Genomic DNA, 20,950 nt, shown 5'->3' with positions numbered 1-20,950 from the left:
CGCCCTTTTCGCGGTGTCTTTCACTTAATGATAGCTTTATCGCAAGCGTTGCGTTGATGTTCAGCGACTTTTGACGGCATGCCGTTGATCGGTTGTTATCAGTGTTTCCATAAACTTCAAAACGCCCTGTTCTTCGTTACTTGTCGTCGTGGCATCAGCGACAGCGGTCACGCGTGGATCGGCATTGGCCATGGCCACACCTAAACCGACTTCTTGCAGCATCTCCAAGTCATTACCGCCGTCACCGAAGGCACACATTTCGGACAAGTCAATCCCAAGCTTTTGCCCAAGCAGCGCAAGCCCTTGCGCTTTGTTCACGTTTGGACGAATCAAATCAATGTCGCCGTGACCGCTGCTAGTCGGAGTCGCAACGCCAGCCAGCGCACTGCGCAATTCAGCAACAATCGCATCTGTACGCTCCGGTGGACAGCCGATGGAGAACTTAAGGATTTTGTCGTCGAGTTCATGGTAGTCATGTAGTAACGTCAGCTTAGGATAATATTTTCGCATGATCGCCAAATGATCTGGATCCATGGTGTCCAGTGTGTAGGCGCCGGCTTGACCACTGACGGAGATTTTTAAATCAGGAATCTGTTCAAGGTGCGTTAGGATCGGATGGATAATCGAGGGAGCAAAGGCATTCAGGGCATAAATGTGGTTGACATCGCGAATGTAGGCCCCATTTTCCGCGACAAAAATGGTTTCGGGATAGTCTTCAAAGAAAGACCGTAACTGAAAGTACTGGTTGCCGCTTGCGATGACCCAATAAATGTGGCGTGCTTGCAGCTGGTGATAGAGTCGGTCGAACCAGTTGCGATCGTAGCTCATGTCATCCCGCAAGAAAGTGCCATCCATGTCGGTTGCGATTAGTTTAATCATCATCAATCCTCCGTCAGTCTTGTGCGTTGATTCCGGCAGGTGACCGTTATCAACGTTGTTAACCAGCCATTTATCATTGAAAGTTGTTGTAGTTCTGCGTTGATACTTCTATGACAATAGTACCTTATTTGCCGATGATTAAGCTAGAGCCGACTTAACTCGGAAAGGCGGCTGATAAACAATCGCATTATTCATTAACCACTTTTTCAACTAAATAAAATTTGCAAATTTGTAATAGACTATATTCAAATTAGATAGGCACAGGCAAAACTAAACGCCGTCTGGATTGCGCCCTTTTTCCTTAACCGACTGCAACATATACCTATCTTCCCCAACGGCCTGCTTAGCGCCTTGTTGCCAAAGCCGCCCATTGACGTGATGCATCAATATCTTGGCAGTCTGATGATCCACCAGCACTGTGTGTTCATGCTGCGGATCGTCAGCTAACGGTGCGTGACCTGCGCTGATCCGCGCCAGTTGTTCCGTCACATCCATCAAAAGCCGACTGCCTGCCAAAATTTCCGAAAAATGCGCGGCATGATAAGTCGTCGGTAAAGTCATTTTCATATTCCCGCAAAATTTGACCGTAATGATCTGCTTGCCTCCGCGACGCTGAATGGCATGGTCAACTAGGTGATGGGAAGCAACCCAAATGACACTGCGATGATCAGGAGCAGATAACGGAATAAACGCATAGCCGGGACCGGCAAGCATCTTCGGCAACTTTTCCGCGTTACCATGATATAATTTCGTCACGATAACTTGATGTACCGATTGCGAATAAATAGATTCGTCTTCGTGATAACGGACAAAGCTTAAAGAGGTATTCGGCAACAGATAGTTGGCAGTTGCTGTTAGCGCCAGCATTTTCCCGGACAGAAAATCGGCTGGCAAGGGAAGAATCGCAATAATTTCCCTTAGCGGCAACTGTACGCCATCCGAAACCAAAGCCTCCGCGGCAAGTCGTTTAACGAAACATTCATGTTCTTCATTTATGGCTTCGTCCATAGAGCGTTATGTATAGCTTGAATATTATCGTAAACGTTTTCAAAAAGAAAGCCAAACGACTTACCGAGTTAACATATTGGTCCGCTTTAGAACGCTATCCATAGGAAAACTATTTGACGCGCGGCATTATCCGATTACTGCCACCGCAAGACAATCAAGCCAAGTTGGTGGTGATCAAGTTATGTATAGGTTGATCCAGCGTGAGCGGTAAACGTGAGACATCAAGTAAGCGGTGGATAGTTGATCAGGCACAATGATCTTAGGATCGTTGTGTTTTTGTTCGCCGATCGATTTCCGTGACGCAGATGATGCCGTTAAAATTATCCGACTTAAAAATAAACAGTCGTAACCTCTCGCAGTCATTGAACTGACGAGTAGGTTACGGCTGTTTTATGATTTCCAATCACTAATGTTCAGGCAAAATGCTCTAAACGGTTAAAGGCAGGTACATGATCCGATCCATGTAATGCGGCCGATGGAAGAACCAGCCTTCTTCACGATAAGTCTTTGCGCCACTTTCGAAGATAAGGAGCAACTCATTTTGATCAGGGTTAAAGCTGATTTCCTCAACTGAGTTCGGTACATTGATCATTTTATCGCCAGCTTTTGGCGATTTAAAATCTAACTTTTCCCACCCTTTATCCACGGCCATGCGGATCCAGATTTTGCCTGGCGCACTGCCATTTGACTGGCTGAACAACGTCACGCCATCTTTGGCAATCGCAACGCCTTGCAGTCGATCCCACGCCGGATTGTAAGAGTTGATGATTTTCTTTTTGATGAGGGTTTTGAAAAGAATGTCTAACATTTGGGTCGTGCTTTTATGTTGCGTCTGCGGGGCGAGGTCGGTGACGATCTTGTCAAACTGTTTTTGCGTGATCGCATTTGGCAGGTTCTCGTCATTTAAAGGCAAGGCAATCAGCGAGCGGCCGGTGGTCTTTTTGCCGTACTTCACCAAGACCAATTGATGGTTGTAAAGGGTCATGGCCGAGGTGCGGTTAGCCAGGTGGAATGGAATCCGTGTCGAAGCCAGCGGTGCCTGGTTGACTTGCGGCTGATAAGCGTCAATTTCGCGTTGCGCGGCATAACTGATCCCGGCGCCGCCTGCTTTCGAATTGTCATCCGACCAAAGCAATCGCTGCTTGTCGAGATCGTAAGTAATCCCACCGACATGTGCCTTGGAGCGCAAAATAAGCGTCTTATTGTAACGACCAGTTTTGGCATCAATTTCGATAATAATGGAGTTTAGCCGATGATCACCATCATACATGCTGACATAGAGCGCCTTCTTAGACTGCGTAACCCCTTGTGGCACCCAGTTGGTTCCAAAGGCTGCTTGCCGAGTTTTGTTGTTGATTGACCACGCGCCTCGCAACCCCGGAATCACCGCCATCTTGGTTTTCTTTGCCAGGTGCACTCCAGACGACGGTTGCCGAATTTCGGTAATTCGTTTTTGCGCTTCACTTTCAGACTGCAAAGGCCGTGGATCTGCCTGCCATTTTTTGACGTCGGTAGGCTGATCAACCAGATGCTGATAATGATAATGGTCAATTAGCCACCATCCGCCGATGCCAAGCACCGCCACACTTACAAGGGTTCCGATTGTCAGCCAACTCCATTTTTTCAAAATACTCCGCTCCTCAGCTTTAAGATTGCTAATAAACATCTTTATTTATTGATGCCATAGTGGCGAAATCAAGTCAAACATTTTGCTGGACTACTCTCATTGCGGCAAATAAACTGGTTAACCTATGCGTTTGTTGACGAGTTGTTAACGCTGTTCTAAACTGTGTGCTGTAATCTGTTATTTATTTACTGTTAGGTCTTCTGTATGGGAATAAGTGGGTGATGCTGACTGTTTGATTGAATGAGCCTTTTGGTCTACTGGGAGGAGCAGAGACCCAGAGTTACTGTTTTAACGAGTCATTTCCTGAGCATGAGAACAGGCAAACTGTGTGTATCACGTGATTTGATTCAACTTTTAAGGAGTGATAATGATGGTTGGAAGTCATGCAAAAAGCACTAATAGAATTGTTAATGTAGTTGTGATTATATTAATGGCAATGGCGTTTTCCGGTTCTTGGTCAAGCCTGCAGACATCATTGATGCCTCAGACGGTTCAAGCTGATGAAAAAGAATCGAATATTTTTAAAAATGGCCCTGCCTATGATTCACCAACAGCTACAAAGGTTAACTATCAGGCAGTCGTGAAGCAGGACTGGAACTTGGTTGATAAGCCTTTTACAGAACCTGGGTATCAAACGATTGGATATTACAGCTCGGTGATTGGCCCCAATTACATAGGGACAAAGGTGACAATTAGTGAACGTGCCAAGGATTTCGCAACGTATGCGGACCTTATTACGCTGCCATCAGGAAAATCTTACTGGGTGGATGAGCACAGCCTAACGATCACCTCGGATATTTATCAAAATGGCCCTGCATTGAATTTACCTAACGCGAAAGTTGTTAACTATAAGGCAAAAGTCGTTTCTGACTGGAACTTATGCTCACAACCCTGGGACACCTTAGCTTACTATTCTGACGTGAATGGTAAAAATTATGTTGGACAAACAGTAACAGTTACTCGTGAAATTGATCGCGGTAACGGTGTAACAGCTGTTTTAGTCACACTGCCGAACAACTCTTCGTATTGGGTAGACAAAAGTTCATTAGCAGTTACTTATCAAGTTTTGTCCCAGGAAAAATACCAAGTTGACAAGTCGGATCCGACGTACTGGCAAGATTTTCGGAGTGATGGTAGTAGAATATATACGATAAAACCAACAGCAACCGACTATCCAATATATGAAGACACATTTGGTAGCGGGCATGTTTTGGATGACTCAAGCAACTTGGTAGGAACCTATTATTTGGCCAATGAAGAAGAAACCGTCTTAAATCCAAGCGGCGAAAAAATTACAGCTGTCCATATTTCGAATGACAACGTGAATTGGTACTGGGTTGACAAAAATGCGTTGAGTTTGGGTCAGGATGGCTACAAAACTGCCTATGAAGGTCTCACTGGAAACGGTTCGAATGGAGCAATCAAATACTGGATTGGCAGCGATGATCCGTTAGCTAATGAGATTCAAACTGCCATTGATAAATGGAATTCAGAGATTCCGGGTCTTTTTGAAAAAACCGACTCCCCATCGAATGTAAATATCAATTTTGAAGAAAAAAGTCTGGATAACCCTAATTCTTGGGCATCAACGGTGCATGATGGTGCGGCAAATACTGTTACCATAGAGCTTAATACCACGGGTTCGGCAAGTCTTACAGTCAATAAATATATTGATAGCCAAGGAACTGCCAACATCATCGAACATGAAATTGGACATGCGCTTGGCTTGGGTCATTCTGGTGCTGACGGTGCATCATGGTCATTTTATACGACCCCATCTAACTTAATGTATATAGCCTCAGATGGCAGGAGTGATAATTACAACACAATTCCTAAGACGATGGTTGATGCGATTAAATTCATTCGAAGTTTAGGATGGACATACGTTGGCCAGCCAAATAGTGAACAGTTCAGTCTCCGTCCGTTTAATGGTAACAGATGGTTTGTCATTGACTGATGATTAAATTAATGTACCCGAGCTTTTTGCTAGAACCTCACAATTCCTCTGTGCCATAATGAAGTTGTTGTTGCAAACCATGTGCCAAACACAAGGAGGAATGATTGATGTCTGATGTTAAGTACCCGCAAACCATTGACCAGCTTAACCAATTGATTGCGGATTTGATGCAGCTTCAAACAAATGTGCAACAGATTCACTGGTATATGCGCGGGCATAACTTCTTTCGTCTTCACCCATTGATGGATGATTACAAAGATCAACTAGCCGAAGCGTTGGATGCAATTGCAGAGCGGCTCATTGCTTTAGGCGGCTCACCGTATGCGACCACCCATGAGTTCATCGAACATACCGGTCTGCCCGATGAAAAAGTGGCATTTGGCCAATATACGTTGGTCGAGTTGATGCAACGTCTCGTCAAGCAGTTTAAGTATTTGGCCGATCAGTATCAGAAAGCCATTGAAGTCACCGATCAAGAGCGCGACTTTCCAACGCAAGACATGATCAACGGGTACAAAGAAGAAACAGACAAAAACATTTGGATGTTAAACGCGTACCTTGGGAAAGGCCCGTTAGATGATTAGTTTGCCATAGCGGCTTTTGATGATGACGACATAAAAACGCCGGCATACTTTTCACACGTTTATTGTGGAAGGTATGTCGGCGTTTAACATTGGGTTCAAATGGCTAGTGAGCTCTGTTTCGGCATAATCCGATCCAGTGTCCATTGCATGGTTTGGCGACGTCGCCCAGTCAATAACCAAACAGTCAACCCAATCATGACGACTTCCACAATAGTTTGGAATAAATAGACCGTTATTGATCCGGTGATTGAAGCCTCAGTGTTGCTGACGACCATGCTGAGAATATCAATGGTCGCGTGGACAAGCATCGGGATGCTAAAGGAACCAACGTAAAGATAAACGGCGGCAATAAACCACCCGAAGACAGCAGCAAACTGAATCTGCGAAAGCGTATCAAACCAATTTTGTTCACCCAAAACGTTGATCAAGTGGGAGGCGCCGAAGAGCAGACCACTTATGAAGATACTGCCTGATAATGCCAACCGATGCCGGCTCAACCAGACTAGCAACAAAGTTAAGACCATATAGCGGTACTCCCATTCCTCGGCAATCCCCGGCTCAAGTCCTTGAGCAAACCAGTTAAATGTTAGGGGATTTGAATGCCATGACCAGATGAACAGGCTTTGAAACGAATCGTTCGTGCTAAAAGCATTCCAGAGCGTAAAGTAAATGATAAAGACAACCAAAACAATCAAGACACCGGCTTGCATATTCGGGTTGAACCGCCAACTTGGAAGCGGCAGGCCCCACTGATGCATCGCGATGGCGCCGACTAGCACTGAAACAATCGCCGCCAAAACGCCTGCTTCGGCAAAGCTCCAAAGCGGCGAAGCAAAAGCTGATTTAGTCAAACCTTCAGTAAAAGTTGTTCCTGCGTAAATAACCATAAACGCAACCAGCATCGTTGTGATAACCCGCGTCAAATAGTGCTGGTCCGGCGTGAATAGAACTTTCGCAAAAGGAATATGAGCCAGTAAAATTAGCGCCGCAATCAGAATCAAACTTAAATTGCCTGGCAAAACACGCAAGAATTGCTGACCACTGTAGAAAACAATAAGCGGATACACAATAAGTTGAATCAAAACAGCCAGCAGCTTGAGTAAGCGACTGATCCAATGCTTGGGTGCCGAAATGGCGCTTACCAGTAACAAGCCACCTTCGATAATGGTTAAGACAAGCGCCCATAACCAGAACTGTGCGCCTTGGGCCGCTAGCAAATAACCGGCCGTTAATATAAGCCCCTGGACAAAGTACCACCAAAACCAGGGGGAGCTGTATGCTTTCATGTGATTAAATACCTCCTGTTGTTGTTGGTATAAATGGTAGCACAAGTCTGTAGAAGAACGGTAAAATTAGGCATTGAATTCTTTATATTAAGCATAGCGCCATGTGTTAGTAACCGTGTCGACGCGTCATATTTATTAAAATATTTAACTACTTTTTGATCTTTGAATGCCTTGCTAGGTCAAGAAGACGGTGCCAAATTAGCCAAGAACTTCAGTGCCGACTATCATTATAAAATATTGAATATAATAACTTTATTAAACGTTATTTTTGGGTTATGATGTAGGCTGTTACAACATATTTTGGAGGAGGGCTAAGATGATACATTACGGCCTTATCGGTACTAACCAGGCAACCGACGATTTTGTCCAGGCGGCGAGTATGACAAAGAAGTGGGAGCTTGGCGCTTTGTATGCTAATGATGTTGATCAGGCTGACAAATACGCTAATAAGTATGGGACAAACCAAACTTTCTTCGACCTTGCTGACTTTTTTAAAAATGGCAATTTCGACACGGTTTTCATTGCTTCTCCTAATGCTGAACATTTTAGCCAGATTAAGCAAGCGATCGAGGCCGACAAGAATGTCATTGTGCAGCCACCAGCGTTAACCAATCCAGCTGAGTTCTCGGAAGTCGAGAAACTTTTGCTGGATCATCCCCGTGTCTTATTTTTTGAGGGAGCCTACCCAATTCATATGCCGAATTTCAAAAACATTGAAGCGGCTGTTGGCAAGATGGCTATGGTTCAAGGCGCAACTTTCGTGTCAATGCGTGAACGGCCAGCATACGATGCTATTTTAGAGGGCGGCAAACCTGAAGGATTTACTTTGGAATCCTATGGGGGCGCTTTACAGCAACAGGGGATTTATGCAGTTTATGCTGCATTAAAGCTGTTTGGTCGGCCAAGCTCAGCAACGTATTTTGCCACCGCTGTTGAAACTGGCGTTGATGGTGCGGGTGTTGCCTTTTTGCAATATGAACATTTTTACGTAACGCTTCACTTCGGATTTATCACCGATTCATATATGCCAACGGAAATTAACGGTCATCATGAGCTTATTCAGGTTGATGATCTAACCGAAATCCATCTGGTTCAGCATTATGACGCGCAAAAGAAAATTACCCCGCTGATGACGGCGGATTATACGTATCATTTTACTGGCGAGCTGTTAGACTTCACTGAGATTTTGGAACACCCATTTAAAGCCGAAAACCGAAAGCAATACGGGGAATGGTTGCAACTGGCAGAAGATGTCAATAACTTGGTGTATCATTTACGCAAAATGGTTGGCATCAAGTTTCCCACTGATTAGTAACGGTGCGCCATTTCGATGGTTTAACATTTGTGGATGGCAAAGATGAATGGCCCCCGCGTGACAAGTTTATTTATAATGTTGGGGTTCATGATTTTGCTGATAGTGTGGATATGTTATATTAAGTTTGTGCTATATGAGAATAGCTATTGTTATATCGTAATGTTTGGCTTGGGGAACGGATGAAAATTGAAGGATCCTAAATAGTTGAGCATATGTCGCTTTGTCTATATTATTGTGGGATGGTGAAGAACAAAATGATTTTTTTTCTAGATGAATATCTGTTACAGAAAAACTCGAGCGTTGAGCATGCAGCAATCAAACGTTTGGCGCTGTTCAAACGATTCAAACAACCGGCAGTCATTTTGACCCGTGACTTTGACCGTTTGAGCGTCCGCACCCTTAAAAAGATGAATATTGCGTCAACGGATGTGTTGAATATGTTTGATTACTTTCAGCATATTCCGAGTGATATGCCGGAAAAATCGGTATTGAATGATGAAATGAATTTGCCGACGCTTGACGAGGTGTCAGTTGATGCTAATCAAAGCCAGGTAACAGATGGTGATCGGCTTCGACGCCAAGTGGGTTACATACCAGAGACATATGGGCGCGTCTTTTACCAGAATTATTTGGATGATCAAGGCAATGAAGTTGAACGCGATTTATGGGATGCCCGAGGCTTTAGATCTGCTACACAGTATTTTGGCCGTGACGGTCTGCTGACGTTTGAACGATACTACGATTTGCATGGCAAGTCGGTTATTGAGATTTATTACCTAGGTAACAAGGCGGACAACATGCGGCCTTCGCGAGTCGTCTTGAAAGGCGAGAGCATTTTGAAGGATCGTGAGTTTGATGATCTGGATGGCTTATTTACGTATTTCTTAGATGAATTGGCGGATGCAGATCCGGGCGAGACAATCTTCATCAGTGATCGTCCGGGTGTCGGCGTATTACCACTGAAGAATATGCAGCAACCTGCCAAAAAGTTTATTTATATTCCAATTAATCACGTCATGAACAATGGCAATCCGCAAACAGATCCTTTAGATGGATTCCTGAAGCCTGCATTTGCTGATCCGACCAAGACCGATGGCTTCATCGTTCAGACACCAAGTCAAAGGGATGCCATTGCGAAACGGTTCCCAACCGCTAAAGTGACGGCTATTCCGGCGGTAACAGTCGATCCAAATGAGTTGCCGCACGACGCATCGAAAGCTACGACCAGCCCTGACAATAAGAAATTGATGTATGTTGGTCGCATAGCTGAAGAACGGCAGCTTGATCAGATGATCCGAGCATTGGATCTGGTTAACAATAAGGTTGCTGGCGTCGAACTGGATCTCTATGGTTATGGTGATCCTGACTATCAAAAGAAGCTTGAAAATTTGGCTAAGGATCTGAAAGTCGATAAGCAGGTTCATTTCAAAGATTACGTGACGGATTTGGATGAGCGTTATGGTCAATACACGATGTTGCTGAATACTGCTGCTACTGATGGGGGTCCCCTGTCTCTGCTGGAAGCCCAGGCGCATGGTCTGCCGGTTATCAGTTATCGTTTTCACTACGGTCCCAGCGATGAGATTGCCAATAAAGAAGACGGTTATTTGGTTGCCAAAAATGATTTGGCGATCATGGCGAATCTCATTGTTGATTTATTGCAGCAGCCGGAGAAACGGGCGGAATTTGGCAAAAAAGCACTTGAAAATGTCAGCCAACGTTTAGATGAAGCCAAGGTTTACAAACAATGGCAGCAGGTTTTAGGTCTGTAATGGAGGTCAGGTCATGTATTATTTTTTAAATGAAAACATGCAGTTCGCTAAATCAGGCATTGAAGGTGCGGAAATTCAGCGACTAAACTTATTCAATCAGCATCAGGTGCCGGCAAAGATCGTCACCCGTGTTTTTGCTATGAATTTGCACGATGTGACTGCTGATGCCAAGATCAGTGATGATCACTTCGTTAATCTGTTTGATTATTTCTGTGGCACAACCAACGTTGAAAAGAAAGTGACAACGGTTGACGATGTTGTTCCTATCGGTGACAATATCACCCAGAAGTCGGAGGACAACAAGATTACTTATCTGAAGAACAACAAACTTTATCAAATTGCGTATTTACGCCAAGGTGCAGCTAATCCACGTGAAATCAGTAATGTTCAGTATTTTGATGCAACGGGTCGCACCATCAAAATGAGCTGGTGGGATTCACGGGGTATCCTTTGCTTAAACCAATATTTTGATAACGCGGGGAACATTTTTCAGGAACATTATCTAGATTTAGATGGCAATGTTAAAATTGAAAAATTGCATTATCTCAATCGGGCAAATAAGGATAAGTTTTCCTATAAGCTAGACGATTTTGAGGGTGTAGATTATCTGTTTGACGGCATACATGATTTAACACGGTTTTTCTACGACCAGCTGAACAAAGTCGACGGCGGATACAATGTGTTTATTAGCGATCGGACCACTGAAACAGGTTGGGGACTGCGGCATATGGAGACGCCGGCATTTAAAGTGTTCCATCTGCATAACAATCACTTAGCTGATGACAAAGATATCATGCATGATCGGTTGAACAACTTCTATGCAAGTTCATTAAACAACTTGGACAGGTGGGATGGCATTATTGCACCATCTGCGCAACAAACCAAAGATGTGGCAGCACGTTGGGGAACTAAACCGCCAATTTTTACGATTCGGGTTGCATTTGTTAAAGCTACGGACGTCGAAGCTAATAAAGTGCCTTTTACACAACGCGAAAATAATCTTGTTGTGCACGTTGCACGTTTGGCCACAGAAAAACAACAAGACAGTTCAATCAAAGCATTCGCAAAGGTACTCAAGGTCATTCCTGATGCTAAGCTTGAGTTGTGGGGTTATTCTAATGGCGATATGGGGGACAAGATGCGCGCACTGGTCAAGAAAATGCATCTGGAGGATAGCGTTCTCTTTAAAGGATATACCAGTAATATTGCCGAGGTTTATAACCGCGCACAAGTCGGATTGTTACCATCCAGAGCTGAAGGCTTTCCATTAACGTTAATCGAAGCTCAGTCGCATGGATTACCCATGATCGCAAACGATATTCACTATGGGCCGGCAGACATTCTCGAAGATGGTAAAAGCGGCATTCTGACTAAAAACGGCGATATTGATGGCTTGGCAGACGCCATCATTGATTTGCTTACGCATAAGGACAAGCTGGCAGCCTTCAGTGAGGAAGCTTATCAAAATGCGTTGCGCTTTACGGACGATAATACGTTTGAACAATGGCAGACGCTGTTCGACTACGCCGCGAAAAAGCGTGCGAAAGTGTTGGCAGCAGAAGCACTATAATTTCAAAATTTAGGAACCCTTAGAATTGAATTGTTAACGTATGGAAGAGATGGCGATGACCATCTCTTTTTTTACCTTAAAATTTGAGGCGAATGAGTAAGCAACTAGAATTCGAAAGCAGCTAGATTGAATGCATCAAGAATTCCAGATAGTCAAAAAATTGAAAAAATAACATTCAGTTAAGATTCTGATATTTTAGATTTTGAAATATTAATAATTATAAAATAGTGGCGTTAATGGACTTTTTAAGAATCTTTGAGAACTCAAAAAATCGTAAAAGATTCATAAATAGCCAATAAAAGGCTGCCATTGTCAACTTTTGGCAATATTTTTTAAAGTAAATAACACGTTGTCAAAATACTAAAAAATCTTTTTATAACATTGGAGTTGTGATGGTATGAGAAATGTTATAACATGTGAATGTGTCAAAATAACAGGCATAATATCTGGGGGTGATCGTAATTACAGGCAAATGAATAGTGACTTGCCTGTCATCAAATTTTAAGCGAAACCACAAATGCAATCATCAAGCTGTCTGACGTATACCAGCTCTTGGGTGGGTTGCTGTGGGCTTGCTGATCGCCAAATGCTAGCAATATTGGTCATTCTAGAACGCCAATACCTGACTAGCCTTTTTCGGATTTTAAAACATCACGTAAGACTAATGGTGGTCGGCCAGCTTAAGTCGGTATTTCAGCAGCTTTTGTAAAAAATGGTAAATCGAACTTGAGACTCGATTTTGCCACTGGACCACAGATTTATGCGACATCGTTTTCACATTTTTAATCAAGAATGTGGTCAATGGTGTCCCAATTTTTTAATTAAGTGGGGCGAGCAAATGGAAAAGTTCAATAAAAAGCAGAAGCTCGTAAAGAAAAATACGAACTTCAAAATGTATAAGGCGGGGAAGCGATGGGTATTTGCTTATAGTATCCTTGCGTTCTTAGCCGGCGGTGCTGGCGTCGCTATTTCTGAATCGGCGCCGGTTCATGCGGACTCGAATGTTGAGCAGTCCATTGCGGCAGCGGCGGCACTCAGCAATACTTCGACGCCAACATCATCTGTTGCACAACAATCAGCAGCTTCCAGCGCGCAGAGTAGCGAGCCGCAAAGTGCGGTTGCCCAACAGAGTCAGGCTAATGATGCCGCGGTTCAGGCAAGTGTTCAGGTTGCTTCCCAAGCACAGGCGGCCGCACCAAGTTCAGCAGTTGCTACCAATGTGCAGACACAAAGTACGGCGTCACAGGTGCAAACAGCAACGACTCCGGCATCTGCGTCGGCTTCATCAGCAGCTGCAAGTTCAGCAACTGCAAACCCAGCAGCCGCAAGCTCGGTTACGCTGGCTTCGGGGTCTGTCGCGAGTGATAGCGGTGATTTTCCCAAATCGCTGACCATGGATCAAAATGGCGATAAGTCTGTTTTGATGACTGCCAACAACTTGACGATTCATGCGGGGGACGCAGCTTTCAAGAGCGCCTTTCCTGACAATGCGGTCGCGAGTGCTGCAACACAAGGCGAACAACTTGTAACCTTTGACTTAGGTAATGGGGTGACGCTCAGTGCAAGCTTAGCGGAAGGTGTCATTGACTATTCACAGACAACCGATGTCGGGGATGGCCAGTTTCATGGGCCATTTGCGGCAATCACGCCTTTACCTAAGATCAGCACAGAGCTTGCCAAGCAAGTTGGCCGTCCGGAGACGGATGCCAATATTCCCGTATGGAACAGTGTTGAAGACTATAACAAGCCGGGGACGTATGCAGTTGTTTATACCGTTCAAGCTGCACAAGCAACCGGTGCAACAGAATTTGTCGGAGCCTTTACTGGGTATTTCTTTATTCGGGTTATCCCAGCTGCAGATACAACGAAACCAACTTCTGATGCTTCTACAGCAAGCACTTCAGCAAGCCAAGCAACGGTGACGGCAAATTCGGCCGCTGATATTGCAAACACGGCAAGTACAGCTGCCAGTTCTGCGTACGTCTATACCTCTGGCGCTACATCAAGACATCCAGATAACAAGGACCTAGCAGATCTCAATAGTGTTGCGTCTGCTGCTAACACTAAGACAGCAGGACTTGCGTCAGCAGCAGCTAGTGACGCTGCAGGCGCTAAGGGACTGGCTACTTCGGTTGCGGATGCAAATAAGGCGGTTGAGAGTGCAGTTGCTCAAGTAGACGCGGCCAATAAAGCCGGCGACTATGATGCTGCTGGTTCGTATGCTAACGCAGCAGCAAAAGCAGCAAGTAACGCCTCGTCACTTGCTGCCAAAGCAAACGAACAAGCTGCAAAAGCTTTGCAAGAAGCTAATGATGCATCTGATGCCGCCAAGGTTGCAACCGATGCTATGAACAAAGCTAAGACAATTGCCGCAGCTGCAGATGCAAAAGATTTTGCAAGTAATGCTAAGAAATCTGCAGAAGCGGCATCGGATTCAGCAAGTCAAGCAAGCACTGACGCTAAAAAGTATCCTTCCGATACCTTGATTTCTAATGCGGCAAGTACCGCATCTTCTGCAGCGGCAAAAGCTTCTGATGCTGCAACCCAAGCTTCTGATGCGGCAAGGAACGGCAACGAATCAGCAGCATCTAATGCAGCGAGTGACGCGGCGAGCGATGCAAAAATTGCTTCTGATGCAGCTGCCACGGCCCATAGCCAGGCAAATGCCAATGAGGCGCGAGGCTATGCCGACAATGCTAAAGCTTCTGCAAATCAAGCCTCGGCATCTGCAAGTCAGGCAGATGATTTTGCCAAAAAGTATCCTTCTGATGCGAAGGTTTCCGCAGCTGCTGCCAAAGCAGACGCCGCTGCCAAGGTAGCTTCTGATGCAGCTAAGGCTGCTGATGAAGCCGCTTCAAAGACCGATCCGCATACTGCATTCAGTCAGGCTGCTATTGCTTCCCAAGCGGCCGCAACCGCATCTGATGCAGCGGCTGAAGCGGCAAAAGCAGCGTCTGCAGCATCAGATGCGAACAGCAGTGCTGCCGTCACCGATGCCGGAAAATTTGCAGATGCAGCTAAGAAGTCTGCAGATGATGCTGCTACCTCCGCTAAGCAGGCAGGATCAACGAAAGATAAGTATCCAAGCGATCCACTGATTGTTCATGCTGCGGATACCGCAAGCAGTGCTGCAGCTAAAGCTTCCGATGCTGCTACAGCGGCTGCAACCGCCGCCAAGAACGGCAATGTTTCCGGAGCATCTGACGCGGCTAATCAGGCTGCTGGATTTGCAAAAGATGCTTCCGATGCCGCAAGCTTGGCTACAAGTGAAGCTAATGTGGTGCGAGCAAAAGAATTGGCTGGTCAGGCAAAGAATTCTGCTGACCAAGCCGCGGCCTCTGCGACTAAAGCAGAAGGTTATGCAAAACAATATCCTTCCGATGCCGCAATTTCTAAAGCCACAAGTACTGCGACCTCTGCTGCCGCTGTTGCATCCACTGCAGCAAGTGATGCAGCAAACGCCGCAAAGAGTGGTGATGTGCCAACCGCACTTGAGAAGGCTTATGAGGCTGCCAATGCTGCTCAGGTAGCTAGTGCAGCTGCCAGTGACGCTGCGAAGGCAGCTGCTGCATATGGTGGCGGTGGCAATGATAGTGGCGGCAGCAGTTCTAATTCGCAGGCAGGTATCTATGCCGATGCTGCTCGAAAGGCTGCCAGTGCCGCATCTGATTCTGCAAAGCAGGCGGAAGCAAATCATAACAAGTACCCTTCTGATAGCACTGTCTCTACTGCAGCAAGGACAGCAAGTTCAGCGGCTGCCGACGCTGCAAAAGCAGCTGATGCTGCAAGTGATGCTGCCAAAACGGGGGATGTTGCAAAAGCAAGTAATGCCGCAAGTACAGCAGAAAGCGATGCGCGCATTGCTTCCGATGCTGCTAACACAGCGGCTAAAGCTGCAGAAGCTGCAAGCCAGGCTGCTTCTAAAGCTGCCAGTGATGCTGCCAAAGCAGCGGCAAATGATGCTGCCAAGGCCAGTGACGCAGCCAAGAATGCTGCGAACGATGCCGCCAACAACAGGTCTGATGCCAATATCCAAAGTGATGCAGACAAAGCAAGCGCAGCAGCAAGCCAAGCAAGCACCGCGGCAGCCAAAGCAAGTGACGCCGCAAGCAAAGGCGATAGTTATACGGCTTCAAAAGCAGCTACGGACGCTTCAAATGCTGCCAAGACAGCAAATGATGCAGCCAGTGATGCTGCATCGCGTGCTGCAAGCAATGCTGCAAAGGCCGCAGCCGATGATGCCGCAAAGGCAAGCGACGCGGCAAAGAGCGCAGCCAGTGATGCTGCCAACAATAAGTCTGATGCCAATATCCAAAGTGATGCGGATACGGCAAGCACAGCAGCTAGTGCCGCAAATTCAGCAGCTGCAAAGGCAAGTGATGCCGCAAGCAAGGGTGACAGTGCAACTGCCTCAAAAGCGGCCGCGGATGCTTCAAACGCCGCCAAGACGGCACGTGACGCAGCCAGTGACGCTGCATCACGCGCAGCAGCCAATGCGGCGAAAGCAGCGGCAGATGATGCTGCCAAAGCTAGCGACGCGGCTAAGAAGGCTGCGAGTGACGCTGCAGGCAACAAGTCTGATGCCAATATCCAAAGTGATGCAGACAAAGCAAGCGCGGCAGCAAGCCAAGCAAGCACTGCAGCAGCCAAAGCAAGTGATGCCGCAAGCAAGGGCGATAGTGCAACTGCTTCAAAAGCGGCTACTGACGCTTCGAATGCTGCTAAGACAGCAAGCGACGCAGCTAGCGATGCTGCATCACGCGCGGCAAACAATGCAGCAAAAGCAGCGGCAGATGATGCAGCCAAAGCTAGCGATGCAGCTAAGAAAGCTGCGAGTGACGCTGCGAACAACCCGTCTGATGCCAATATCCAAAGTGACGCGGACAAAGCAAATGCAGCAGCAAGCCAGGCAAGTACAGCAGCAGCCAAGGCAAGTGACGCTGCAAGCAAAGGTGACAGTTCCACGGCTGGCAAAGCAGCCAATGACGCTTTAAACGCTGCAAAGACAGCGAATGAAGCCGCAAGTGATGCTGCATCACGCGCAGCGAACAATGCAGCAAAAGCAGCGGCAGATGATGCAGCCAAAGCTAGCGATGCGGCCAAGAAGGCTGCGAGTGACGCTGCGAACAACCCGTCTGATGCCAATATCCAAAGTGACGCGGACAAGGCAAATGCCGCGGCAAGCCAGGCAAGTACAGCAGCTGCCAAGGCGAGTGACGCTGCAAGCAAAGGCGATAGTTCTACGGCTTCAAAAGCGGCCACGGATGCTTCGAATGCTGCCAAGGCAGCGACTGACGCGGCTAGTGATGCTGCATCACGTGCAGCAAGCAATGCCGCTAAAGCTGCAGCCGATGACGCAGCCAAAGCGAGTGATGCTGCTGCCAGTGCCGCTTCAAATGCTTTTGATAATCCGTCAGATGCCAATATCCAAAACGATGCAAATAACGCAAGCGCTGCAGCAAGCACAGCAAGTTCAGCAGCTGCCAAAGCGAGTGATGCCGCTCGTAATGGCGATAGTTCGACAGCTGCTAAAGCGGCCACGGATGCTTCAAACGCAGCTAATGCTGCAGTGAAGGCTGCGAGTGACGCTGCATCGCGTGCGGCAAACAATGCCGCATCCGGTGCTCACAAATCGGCTGACGCAGCCTCTGATTCAGCGAGTCAGGCAAGCGACTTTGCAAATAATTATCCTGACAATGCTGCTGTTTCAAATGCTGCCAAGAAAGCGGCTGATGCCGCAGCCGATGCTGCAAAAGCAGCTAAAGATGCTGACAGTGCTGCCAAGAACCATGATGCAGCTAGTGCTTCTGAAGCGGCCAAACGCGCAGCAAATGCTGCCGCGAAAGCAGCAAATGCTGCAAACGACGCAGCAAAAGCAGCACAACGAGCTTCTGAAGCAGCTTCTCAGGCAGCTACAGAATATGCTGATGATGCGCATAGTTCAGCAAACGATGCCGCAGCCGCTGCAAGCCAGGCAAGCGATTACGCCAACAAGTATCCTGATGATGCGGCTGTTTCAACTGCTTACAAGAAAGCTTCTGATGCTGCGACCGATGCCGCCAAAGCTGCTCAAGCAGCTGACAAGGCAGCTAAGAGTGGTAATGTTTCAGACGCATCTGATGCAGCAAGTCGTGCAGCGGACGATGCGTTGAAAGCATCCAATGCCGCAAACGACGCGGCCAAGGCAGCCGCCAAAGCCTCTGAAGCAGCATTGAATGCTGCAAAAGGTTACGCGGATAATGCACACAGTTCAGCGAATGATGCTTCCGACTCAGCAACTCAGGCTAATGATTATGCAAGCAAGTATCCTGACGATTCTGCTGTTTCAAATGCTGCCAAGAAAGCATCTGACGCTGCAGCTGATGCGGCCAGGGCTGCTCAAGCCGCTGACACAGCTGCCAAGAGTGGCAATGTGGCGGAAGCATCCGATGCAGCAAGTCGTGCCGCGGCTGATGCTGTGAAGGCATCTAATGCTGCAAGCGACGCAGCCAAGGCAGCCGCCAAAGCTTCTGAAGCAGCATTGAACGCGGCCAAAGGTTACGCGGATAATGCACACAGTTCAGCGAATAATGCTTCCGACTCGGCAACCCAGGCTAACGATTATGCAAGCAAGTATCCTGACGATTCTGCTGTTTCAAATGCTGCCAAGAAAGCATCTGACGCTGCAGCTGATGCGGCCAAGGCTGCTCAAGCCGCTGACACAGCTGCCAAGAGTGGCAATGTGGCGGAAGCATCCGATGCAGCAAGTCGTGCCGCGGATGATGCTTTGAAGGCTTCTAATGCGGCAAATGATGCAGCCAAGGCAGCCGCCAAAGCTTCTGAAGCAGCATCGAACGCAGCAAAAGGTTATGCAACCGATGCTCATAGTTCTGCAGATAAAGCAGCAGATTCAGCAAAACAGGCTGCCAACTACGCGAATGAGTATCCTCAAGATTCGGATGTTTCAACCGCGTATAAGAAAGCTTCAGACGCAGCGACCGATGCCGCCAAAGCTGCTCAAGATGCTGACGTGGCTGCTAAGAGTGGCAACGTTGCTGATGCGTCGAACGCGGCAAGTCGTGCAGCAGATGATGCTGTAAGGGCTTCTAATGCAGCAAATGATGCGGCCAAGGCAGCAGCCAAGGCCTCTCAAGCTGCATTGAACGCGGCTAAGGATTACGCAGCTAACGCCCACAGTTTTGCAAATCAGGCATCTGATTCAGCAAATCAGACAAGTGATTACGCTAATAAGTACCCTGATAATGCAGTTATTGCTGATGCGCTCAAGCAGGCGTCCGCTGCCGCCGCTGATGCTGCCAAAGCGGCACAAGATGCTGATACAGCTGCCAAGACTGGCGATGTATCAGCTGCCTCAAACGCAGCAAGTCGTGCTGAAGCCGATGCTGTGAAAGCAGCCAATGCGGCAAAGGATGCCGCGAAGGCCGCTTCGTCAGCCGGCGATACTGGCACAAGCACAGCCGCAAATGGTTATGCCGATGCTGCAAATAAGTCTGCTAAAGATGCAGCTGATTCTGCTAAGCAAACTGGTTCATATGCAAATGAATATCCAAATGACAAGACGATTGCGGACGCAAACAAGACTGCTTCCGATGCTGCCAGTCATGCGGCTGATGCTGCCAAAACTGCTGAACAAGCAGCTAAAGCAGGCGATGCAAGCAAGGCTAGTGATGCAGCGAATGTAGCAGCTAGTGATGCCAAGACGGCAAGTGATGCGGCACGGACAGCTGCTCAGGAGGCAGCTAACAATGCTGCCAAAGCTGCCGCCAACGATGCCGCGAAGGCAAGCGATGCCGCGAAGAATGCTGCAAATGATGCGAAGAACAACCCTTCTGATGCGGCCATCAATAGTGACGCCGCTAAAGCGAGTGATGCCGCCTCAAACGCAGCAGATGCTGCCGCTAAAGCGAGTGATGCAGCATCTAAGGGTGACGCATCTGCAGCTTCTCAAGCAGCAAGTGACGCAGCTCAGGCAGCAAGTACAGCAACCGACGCGGCGAATGACGCCGCCTCTAAAGCTGCTAGCAATGCTGCTACGGCGCAAGATTATGCTGGCGCAGCAGCCAAGGCTGCAGAAACTGCTAAACAGTCCGCGGCCTTGGCCTCTGATGCAGCAGCGTCTACTGCCGCTATTGCAAAGAATGATCCGAATAATAAGCAAATCGCATACCTGAATACTGATGCATCGACAGCTAGTTCAAATGCTGCATCTTATGCAACAGATGCCGCGACCAATGCAAATTCAGCCAAAATTGCTCAGTCCTTAGCTGGCGTCTTTAAAGAAGCTGGCAAGGCTGATGAAGCTGCTAAGTACACAGCAGCTGCTAAGCGGTACGCCGATGCTGCGATTGCTGATGCTAACAATGCTGCAAATGCGGCAAGTCGTGCTGAAGCTGATCGCGATCTTGCTAAGGATCTGGCTACTCAAGCTAACAATGGTGCACTTCCTGATACTAATGGCAATGGTAGTGGTACGAATAGCGGTGGCAATAATGCCAATGGTAACGGGAATGGTACAAATGGTTCCGGTACTAATAGCAACGGTTCGAACGGTAATGGTAACAACGGCCAAGGGACTGGTACTAACGGTACAGGTACCGGCGCTGACGCTAATCACAACGGTAGCAATGGCACTAATAATGGCAACGGTTCGAACAGTAATGGCAACAATAGCCAAGGAACTGGTCTGAATGGCAATGGCACGAATGGTAGTGGTTCAACAACCGGTGCCAACAGTGTGGGTAAATTGTCAGCAACCGGTGTTACGAATGGATCAACCGCAAACAATGGAAATCAGTTTGGCAATGGTTCTACTAGTGGCGACCATTCACTACCACAAACAGGCGAAGACGAAGCTACAGGCGCTATTGCGTTAGCCGGCGTTAGCTTGATGGCTGCATTATCTCTTTACGGTGCAACACGTCACCGTCGTCATGAAGCGTAATGTGGTCTGAA

10 protein-coding genes are annotated in these 20,950 nt (G+C 47.4%); 6 read left to right on the top strand and 4 right to left on the bottom strand.

What is annotated here, in order from left to right; all coding sequences use genetic code 11:
- Nucleotides 1-60: 60 nt before the first annotated feature.
- The 3 genes from LACPH_RS11505 to LACPH_RS11495 all read right to left on the bottom strand — a co-directional run bounded on the left by LACPH_RS11505 (nt 61) and on the right by LACPH_RS11495 (nt 3,517).
- Nucleotides 61-879 carry a Cof-type HAD-IIB family hydrolase gene (locus LACPH_RS11505; RefSeq protein WP_306387009.1) on the bottom strand — a complete coding sequence of 273 codons (819 nt, stop codon included), beginning with the start codon at nt 877-879 and terminating at the stop codon, nt 61-63.
- A gap of 270 nt (nt 880-1,149) precedes the next feature.
- Nucleotides 1,150-1,887 carry a hypothetical protein gene (locus tag LACPH_RS11500; RefSeq protein ID WP_306387008.1) on the bottom strand — a complete coding sequence of 246 codons (738 nt, stop codon included), beginning with the start codon at nt 1,885-1,887 and terminating at the stop codon, nt 1,150-1,152.
- A gap of 427 nt (nt 1,888-2,314) precedes the next feature.
- The gene (locus LACPH_RS11495; RefSeq protein ID WP_306387714.1) at nt 2,315-3,517 is read right to left on the bottom strand and encodes a YncE family protein; all 1,203 of its coding nucleotides are present in this window, start codon (nt 3,515-3,517) and stop codon (nt 2,315-2,317) included.
- Nucleotides 3,518-3,884: 367 nt separating this feature from the next.
- Here LACPH_RS11495 and LACPH_RS11490 point away from each other — a divergent pair, with 367 nt between their 5' ends.
- Together LACPH_RS11490 and LACPH_RS11485 are read left to right on the top strand one after the other, a co-directional pair.
- On the top strand, nt 3,885-5,471 hold the full coding sequence (locus tag LACPH_RS11490) for a GW dipeptide domain-containing protein (RefSeq protein ID WP_306387007.1): 1,587 nt from the start codon (nt 3,885-3,887) through the stop codon (nt 5,469-5,471).
- Between the two features lie 107 nt (nt 5,472-5,578).
- Nucleotides 5,579-6,055 carry a Dps family protein gene (locus LACPH_RS11485; protein ID WP_306387006.1) on the top strand — a complete coding sequence of 159 codons (477 nt, stop codon included), beginning with the start codon at nt 5,579-5,581 and terminating at the stop codon, nt 6,053-6,055.
- A 95-nt stretch (nt 6,056-6,150) separates the two neighbouring features.
- Here LACPH_RS11485 and LACPH_RS11480 read toward each other — a convergent pair whose 3' ends face one another.
- Nucleotides 6,151-7,341 (bottom strand): CPBP family glutamic-type intramembrane protease, encoded by a 1,191-nt coding sequence (locus LACPH_RS11480; RefSeq protein ID WP_306387005.1) that lies wholly within the window; start codon nt 7,339-7,341, stop codon nt 6,151-6,153.
- Nucleotides 7,342-7,657: 316 nt separating this feature from the next.
- On the opposite strand from LACPH_RS11480, the gene LACPH_RS11475 reads away from it, so the two are divergent.
- The 4 genes from LACPH_RS11475 (at nt 7,658) to LACPH_RS11460 (ending at nt 20,939) form a co-directional block, all read left to right on the top strand.
- Nucleotides 7,658-8,653, top strand: a complete 996-nt coding sequence (locus tag LACPH_RS11475) for a Gfo/Idh/MocA family protein (protein WP_306387004.1) — start codon at nt 7,658-7,660, stop codon at nt 8,651-8,653.
- A 257-nt stretch (nt 8,654-8,910) separates the two neighbouring features.
- Nucleotides 8,911-10,428: a glycosyltransferase gene (locus LACPH_RS11470; protein WP_306387003.1), complete on the top strand. Its 1,518-nt coding sequence runs from the start codon at nt 8,911-8,913 to the stop codon at nt 10,426-10,428.
- Between the two features lie 13 nt (nt 10,429-10,441).
- On the top strand, nt 10,442-11,998 hold the full coding sequence (locus LACPH_RS11465) for a glycosyltransferase family 4 protein (protein WP_306387002.1): 1,557 nt from the start codon (nt 10,442-10,444) through the stop codon (nt 11,996-11,998).
- Nucleotides 11,999-12,836: 838 nt separating this feature from the next.
- Entirely contained in the window at nt 12,837-20,939 is an 8,103-nt protein-coding gene (locus LACPH_RS11460; RefSeq protein WP_306387001.1) for a Ser-Ala-175 repeat protein, read from the top strand.
- The last annotated feature ends 11 nt before the right edge of the window (nt 20,940-20,950 follow it).

The organism is Lacticaseibacillus parahuelsenbergensis (assembly GCF_030770265.1).
Classification (GTDB): Bacteria; Bacillota; Bacilli; order Lactobacillales; family Lactobacillaceae; genus Lacticaseibacillus; species Lacticaseibacillus casei.
This window is presented reverse-complemented; position numbering and strand designations above follow the sequence as displayed.

What these genes read in the sequence shown, in the direction of transcription:
- LACPH_RS11505 (WP_306387009.1), bottom strand. Translation starts at nt 879, where the DNA reads ATGATTAAACTAATCGCAACCGACATGGATGGCACTTTCTTGCGGGAT.
- LACPH_RS11500 (WP_306387008.1), bottom strand. Translation starts at nt 1,887, where the DNA reads ATGGACGAAGCCATAAATGAAGAACATGAATGTTTCGTTAAACGACTT.
- LACPH_RS11490 (WP_306387007.1), top strand. Translation starts at nt 3,885, where the DNA reads ATGGTTGGAAGTCATGCAAAAAGCACTAATAGAATTGTTAATGTAGTT.
- LACPH_RS11485 (WP_306387006.1), top strand. Translation starts at nt 5,579, where the DNA reads ATGTCTGATGTTAAGTACCCGCAAACCATTGACCAGCTTAACCAATTG.
- LACPH_RS11480 (WP_306387005.1), bottom strand. Translation starts at nt 7,341, where the DNA reads ATGAAAGCATACAGCTCCCCCTGGTTTTGGTGGTACTTTGTCCAGGGG.
- LACPH_RS11475 (WP_306387004.1), top strand. Translation starts at nt 7,658, where the DNA reads ATGATACATTACGGCCTTATCGGTACTAACCAGGCAACCGACGATTTT.
- LACPH_RS11470 (WP_306387003.1), top strand. Translation starts at nt 8,911, where the DNA reads ATGATTTTTTTTCTAGATGAATATCTGTTACAGAAAAACTCGAGCGTT.
- LACPH_RS11465 (WP_306387002.1), top strand. Translation starts at nt 10,442, where the DNA reads ATGTATTATTTTTTAAATGAAAACATGCAGTTCGCTAAATCAGGCATT.
- LACPH_RS11460 (WP_306387001.1), top strand. Translation starts at nt 12,837, where the DNA reads ATGGAAAAGTTCAATAAAAAGCAGAAGCTCGTAAAGAAAAATACGAAC.